Annotated in this window: 8 protein-coding genes; 2 read left to right on the top strand and 6 right to left on the bottom strand. The window is 70.1% G+C overall.

Going from position 1 to position 5,991, the window contains the following annotated elements; translation table 11 throughout:
- Nucleotides 1–497 (top strand): hypothetical protein (locus tag FJ091_21845; GenBank protein MBM4385994.1); only part of this gene is annotated, 497 nt, incomplete at its 5' end.
- Between the two features lie 9 nt (nucleotides 498–506).
- Here FJ091_21845 and FJ091_21840 read toward each other — a convergent pair.
- From FJ091_21840 to FJ091_21830, 3 genes are all read right to left on the bottom strand, one after another.
- Entirely contained in the window at nucleotides 507–1,196 is a 690-nt protein-coding gene (locus tag FJ091_21840) for a glutathione S-transferase family protein (GenBank protein MBM4385993.1), read from the bottom strand.
- A 175-nt stretch (nucleotides 1,197–1,371) separates the two neighbouring features.
- Nucleotides 1,372–2,229, bottom strand: a complete 858-nt coding sequence (locus FJ091_21835; GenBank protein MBM4385992.1) for a cytochrome c — start codon at nucleotides 2,227–2,229, stop codon at nucleotides 1,372–1,374.
- Between the two features lie 24 nt (nucleotides 2,230–2,253).
- Entirely contained in the window at nucleotides 2,254–3,057 is an 804-nt protein-coding gene (locus FJ091_21830) for an SDR family oxidoreductase (GenBank protein MBM4385991.1), read from the bottom strand.
- A gap of 80 nt (nucleotides 3,058–3,137) precedes the next feature.
- Here FJ091_21830 and FJ091_21825 point away from each other — a divergent pair, with 80 nt between their 5' ends.
- A complete protein-coding gene (locus tag FJ091_21825) occupies nucleotides 3,138–4,355 on the top strand; it encodes an MFS transporter (GenBank protein ID MBM4385990.1) in 1,218 nt (405 codons plus the stop codon).
- A 9-nt stretch (nucleotides 4,356–4,364) separates the two neighbouring features.
- On the opposite strand, the gene FJ091_21820 is transcribed toward FJ091_21825, so the two are convergent.
- The 3 genes from FJ091_21820 to FJ091_21810 all read right to left on the bottom strand — a co-directional run.
- Nucleotides 4,365–5,219 (bottom strand): LLM class F420-dependent oxidoreductase, encoded by an 855-nt coding sequence (locus FJ091_21820; GenBank protein ID MBM4385989.1) that lies wholly within the window; start codon nucleotides 5,217–5,219, stop codon nucleotides 4,365–4,367.
- Nucleotides 5,216–5,716 carry a hypothetical protein gene (locus tag FJ091_21815; protein ID MBM4385988.1) on the bottom strand — a complete coding sequence of 167 codons (501 nt, stop codon included), beginning with the start codon at nucleotides 5,714–5,716 and terminating at the stop codon, nucleotides 5,216–5,218. Before FJ091_21815 ends, FJ091_21820 begins: the two co-directional genes overlap by 4 nt.
- On the bottom strand, nucleotides 5,703–5,991 hold a 289-nt coding region (locus tag FJ091_21810; protein MBM4385987.1), incomplete at its 5' end, for an MBL fold metallo-hydrolase. The genes FJ091_21815 and FJ091_21810, both read right to left, overlap by 14 nt.

Here is a 5,991-nt window from a genome sequence, read left to right as displayed (position 1 = left end):
CGCGCGCGCTGCGCATGCTCGGCGGCAAGAACGCGACGCTCGGCAAGCGATACAACCTCACCGGCGCCGACGCGTTCAGCGCGAACGGCTACGTCGACACGTTCGCCGCGGTCGTGGGCGTGACGCCCAACAAGGTGCACGTACCGGCAGCGCTGATGGACGACCTCTACGCCGGACGCGCCTCGCTCGCGCGCGGGCAGGCGAACGCGAAGGTCGACATCCGCAGCGCGACGCAGACGAGCCAACTGATCAATCAGCGCTTCCAGCTCACGATGCTCGTGCAGCGCATCGCGCCGCACATCCATCACTGGAACCGCAACATCGTGTTCGGGATCGACCGCCTGCGCGAAGACGTGGGCTGGCGGCCCGAGCTCACCTTCCCGAGCGCCGTCGAGCACACCTACGCGTGGTTCCGGCAGCAGGGCCTGCACGAGACGCTGAAGTTCGACTGGGGCTGGGAGGATCAGCTGCTCGAGCTCGCGAGGGCGCGCGCCTAACAGCTCGGCTCAGCGCTGGATGATGTTGCGCGCGGTCTCCGCGAGCTCCTCCGTCACGCGGTCGTCCTTCGGCAGCACGAGCGGCTGCGGAACCGCGATGCCGCGCTGCACGGCGGGCCGCGCGCCGAGGTCGCTCATCCAGCGCTGCAAGTGCGGCAGCCCGTCGAGCGAGATACCCGCCCAGGCGTGGATCGAGAGCCACCCGAAGCTCGCGATGTCCGCGATCGAGTAGTCGCCCGCGAGATACGGCGCGCGCGCAAGCTGCGCGTCCAGCACGCCGTAGAGGCGCCGCGTCTCGTTCTGGTAGCGCGCGATCACGCTCGGCAGCCGCTCGGGGAAGTAGCGGTGAAAGACGTTGGCCTGCCCTTGCATCGGGCCGACGCCGCTCATCTGGAACATCAGCCACTGCTCGACTCGCGAGCGCGCCTTCGCCTCGCGCGGAAGCAGGCGGCCGCGCGTGTCGAACTGATCGCACAGGTAGAGCAGGATCGCGCCGCTCTCGAACACCGCGAAGTCTCCGTTCGCGCGGTCGACGATCGCGGGCACGCGCCCGTTGGGATTGATCGCGAGAAACCACGGCTCCTTCTGCACGTTCTTCGCGAGATCGATCGCCGTGACGCGATACGGGATGCCGAGCTCTTCCAGCGCGATCGAGACTTTCCAGCCGTTCGGCGTGGACGCGGTGTAGAGGTCGATCACGGCGACTCCTCGTTGGAACCCATCTCAGAATTCCTCCCGTCGCCGGGCGCGCGTCTTTGTCCGCCTGGCTTCGTTGCGCTTCGCTCGGAGTATCGACAGATACGCCTTCGCTCGCGCGCCTCGCCAGCCGGCCAAATCCGCGCGCCGGGCTCGGTCCGGAATTCTGAGATGGGTTCTAATGCCCAGGCCCCGCACCGGGATCCCGCTTGTGCGCGCTCATGTGCGTGAAGTAGGCGATCAGCGCGTCGAGGTCCGCGTCGCGGAAGTGCGGGTGCGCGGGCATGCTCGTGTAGCGGAAGCTGCGCGGGTCGCGGATGAACGCTTTCAGCTGCTCGGCGTCGCGGTACTCGACGATGCTGCGCGGCACGTTCAGCTCGGGCCCCACGGTGCCGCCCTCGCCGTTGATCGCGTGGCACGCGATGCAGCTCGCGCGGAACAGCGCGAAGCCGCGCTGCGCGGCGGAATCGGGCGCGGCGCCCTGGGGCACGACGTGCGGGAATGCGCGCGCGAAGTCGACCACCTCGATCTCGGCGAGCTGATACGGCCACGGCCAGAGCGTGGTGTCGCTGCGCCCCTCGCCCTGCCACACGAGATAGAACGGGGCGGGATCGACTTGGCGGCGGTCGATCGGGAAGAACGCGCCGCCGGGATGCTCCGCGTCCGCGAAGGCGAGGAACGCGCCCTCCCCTAACAGCTGCTCGCCGCTCGCGGTGCGCGTGTAGCCGTCGCGCGCGCGCAGCAGCAACTCGGAGCGCGCGAACGCGTCGTGCTCGGTGTCGCCGAAGCCGCGCGCGAGGACGAGTGCCAGCGGCAGCGCGCGGAAGCGCTTCGGGCCGCCGTAGTACGGATCGTCGACGCGCACCTCGCGCGGCGAGCAGCACTCGAGCAGCGCGGGCAGCGAGAGCTTTGCGACCTCTGCGCCGTCGCGCAGGAAGCGCAGCGCCGGAGGCGCTTCGCCCTGCGCGGCGCCCGCGCAGGCGGCCAGCGCGACGAGGATGAGCAGCGAGCGGCGGAGCGGCGCCAAGAGCGACATCACGCGCGCGAGCCTAACCCGCGCTCACTTCCCCGGGCGCGGCGCGCCGGGGAAGATGTGGCCCGCGGTGAAGCCGCCGTCGACGGCGAGATCCATCGCGTTGCAGAAGCTCGACTCGTCGCTCGCGAGCCACGCGATCGCGAGCGCGATCTCGCGCAGCGTGAGCTCGCGCCCGAGCGGCTGCTTCGGCTGACCCGACATGTCCACCTTGCGCTTCCCGCTGCGGATCTCCTCCGCGAGCTTCGCGTACCACGGCGCGCTCATCTCCTTCCCGCCGCCAGCGGGGCACACCGTGTTCACGCGAATGCCGAGATGCGCGAGCTCGAGGCCCGCGCACTTGGTGAGCCCGCGCAGGCCCCACTTGCTCGCCCCGTACGCCGCGACGCCGACTTCGCCTTCGAGCGCGTCGATGGACGCAACGTTCACGATCGAGCCGCCGCCGTTCGCGCGCATGTCGGGCAGCACGGCCTGGATTCCGAGCAGCGGGCCCAACAGATTCACGTCGAAGATCTCCCGCGCGCGCTCGGGCGGCGTCTCGTCGATCGCCGCCACGGTGAGGATCGCGGCGTTGTTCACGAGCACGTTCGGCGCACCGAAGCGGCGCTTCGTCTCCGCCACGGCGCTCGCCCAGTGCGCGGGGTCGCGCACGTCGAGGCGCTGGTAGGCAGCGCTCGCGCCCAGCTCCGCCGCCAGCTTCGCGCCGCGCTCGTCGAGCACGTCCGTCAGCAGCACGCGCGCTCCGCGCTCGACGAAGAGCCGCGCGGTCTCCTCGCCCGTGCCGCGCGCCGCGCCCGTAACAAGTGCGATCTTCCCATCGAGCCTCGTCATGTGCGCCTCCCTGCGCGCGCCGGATTTGTCCAAGCACCGCGCCCTTGCCGGCGTACGATGCCGCAGCCGAAGGAGGCTCCATGGCGGCGCGCCCCGCTGCACTGGCGTTCGTGTTCGTGGTCGTGGCGCTCGACATGCTCGCGTTCGGCGTCGTGATCCCGGTCCTCCCGCGGCTGGTGCTCGACTTCAGCGGCGGCGACTCGCAGAACGCCGCGTGGTGGCAGAGCGTGTTCGGCACCAGCTTCGCGGTGATCCAGTTCTTCTTCGCGCCCGTGCTCGGCGCGCTCTCCGATCGCTTCGGGCGCAGGCCCGTGATCCTGCTCTCCGCACTCGGGCTCAGCCTCGACTACGCGCTGATCGCGCTCGCGCCGAACCTTTGGTGGCTCCTCGCCGGGCGCGTGATCGCGGGCTTCTGCTCGGCCTCGATCAGCGTGCCCTCCGCCTACATCGCGGACGTGACCGCGCCCGAGCAGCGCGCGCAGGCGTTCGGGATGCTCGGCGCCGCCTTCGGCTTCGGCTTCGTGGCCGGACCGTTCATCGGTGGCCAAGCGGGCGCGATCGATCCGCGCCTGCCGTTCTGGATCGCTGGCGCACTCACCCTTGCCGCGTTCGTGTGGGGCCTGGTCGTGCTTCCCGAGTCGCTTGCGCCCGAGAAGCGCGCGGCGTTTTCGTGGCGCAAGGCCAACCCCGTCGGCTCCGCGCTGATGATCCGCCGCTACCCCGCCGCGTGGTCGCTGATCGGCATCGCGGTGCTCAGCTACCTCGCGCACGACTCGCTCCCGCACACGTTCTTCCTGTACGCCAACGCGCGCTTCGGCTGGGACCAGGAGATGGTGAGTTGGGCGCTCGTGGCCGTCGGCGCGGTGAGCGTCGTCGTGCAAGCCGGCGCGATCGGCTGGCTCGTGCGCACGCTCGGCGAGCGCCGCGCGCTCTACTTCGGCGTCGGCGCGGGCCTCAGCGCGTTCACGCTCTACGCCACGGCGTGGGCCGAGTGGGTCGTGTTCGCCGCGATCGTGTGCGGCGGGTTCTGGAGCGTGTGGAGCGCCGCGTTCCAGTCGTTCCTCTCGCGCACGGTCAGCGCGAGCGAGCAAGGTCAGCTCCAAGGCGCGCTCGCGAGCGTGCGCGCCGCGTGCCAGGTGCTCACACCAGGGCTCTTCAACGGCGCGTTCGCGCTCGGCGTGAGCATCGACGCGCGCTACGCCGGCGCGCCGATGCTCGTGAGCGCGCTGCTGCTCATCGCAGCGATTCCGTTTGCGCTGCGAGGAACGCGCGGCGGCGCACAACCCTCGAGCGCGTAGCGCCCGCGCTCAGCTTTTCGCGATCAACTCGCTGCCGAACTTCTCGAGGCCGCGCTCGAGGTCGTCCTTCGAGTAGCCCGGCGGCGAGAGCGTGAAGCGCGCCACGCCGAGATCTTCGAGGCGCTTCACCTCGTCGAGGGTCGGGCGCGAGCCGCACGTGATCTCGATCGTGCCCGGATCGCGGCCGATCGCGGCGCACTCTTTCTTGAGCGCGTCGAGCAGAGGAATCAGCACGTCGACGCGCGCGGGGAAGAAGCCGTCGCCGTAGCGCGCCGCGCGCTTGGCCGCGCCCTCGACGTGACCGCCGACGTGAATCGGCACGCCCGGCTTCTGCACCGGCTTCGGGTTCGACTCGACTGCGTTCCAGCGATAGTGCTTGCCCGCGAACTCGCTCGGCTGCTCGCCCCACAGCGAGCGCAGCGCCTGAATCGACTCCTCCGTTCGCGAGGCGCGCTCCTTGAACGGCACGCCGACGCCGCGGAACTCTTCTTCGAGCCAGCCGATGCCGACGCCGAGAATCGCGCGCCCACCGGAGAGCACGTCGAGCGTCGCGACTTCCTTCGCCACGTAGAAGGGGTGGCGCTGCGGAAGAATCAGCACGCCCGTCGCGACCTTGATCTTCTTCGTCACCGCGGCGGCGTACGTCATCCAGATCAGCGGGTCCGGGATCGGCGAGTTCTCCGGCCCCGGCATCTTGCCGTCGCGCGAGTACGGGTACTGCGAGCCGTAGCCCTTCGGCACGACCACGTGCTCGACGGTCCAAAGCGACTCGAAGCCGACCTCCTCCGCCTTCTGCGCCATGTGCGCGAGGCGATCGGGCAGGCCGAACGGACCGGTGTTGGCGAACAGCAGCGCGAACTTCATGGAGACTCCTCGGTTGATGGGCGCATGGAAGCACCAATCGTGTCGCGCTCCAATTGCTCGCACTGCGGTGGTTGAGCTTCTGCGCTCTCGACTCTGCTCCAGCAGTGCTCCAGCGCGGGAGACTGCGGCAACCCGAAGCGTCCCCACTGGTAACCCTCACGCAGAACCGAGGCTGCCTGCGGCATCCCGCGGCCGGCGAGCGAACGGATCTCCGCCATGACCTCGGGGAGTTGAAACGGCGCGCGCGCGACCGCCCGGTCATCGCCGATCCACTCGAGTTGAGTGATCGCAATCGCCCACCGCCACTCATCGTCGTGAGGAATCCGTGCGCTTTTCTGCAGATCGAGCGCACGCGCGTAGTTCCCGTTCGAGATCGCCTCGCTGATCGCCGCACCCAACGCTTCAACTTCCGCGTCCGAGGGAACTCGCGAGCGACACGCCATCAGCGCAAGAACAGCCACCAGCCCAAACACGCACGCGCGCTCAGCGACTGCCATGCGGATCCTCGATGCCCGCCTTCGCGAGCGACTCGCTCGCCGCGGCGCCGTAGATGCCCTTCGCCATCAGCGAGGTCTCGCGCTCGCGGCGCGCCTGATAGATCGCTGCGCGCGTGGCGTGGAGCGCCGCGCTCTCGGGCTCAGCGGTCGTCGCGAGCTCGATCAGATGACACGCGAGGCGGTGGTCGCCCGCGTCCGCGAGCTGCTGCGCGCGGCGCGCGAGGTCCGCGCCGCCCCCCGCGAGCGCAGCCAGTTCGCGCGCGAGCGCGGCGTCG

It is taken from the genome of Deltaproteobacteria bacterium, assembly GCA_016875395.1.
Taxonomy (GTDB): domain Bacteria; phylum Myxococcota_A; class UBA9160; order UBA9160; family UBA6930; genus VGRF01.
This window is presented reverse-complemented; position numbering and strand designations above follow the sequence as displayed.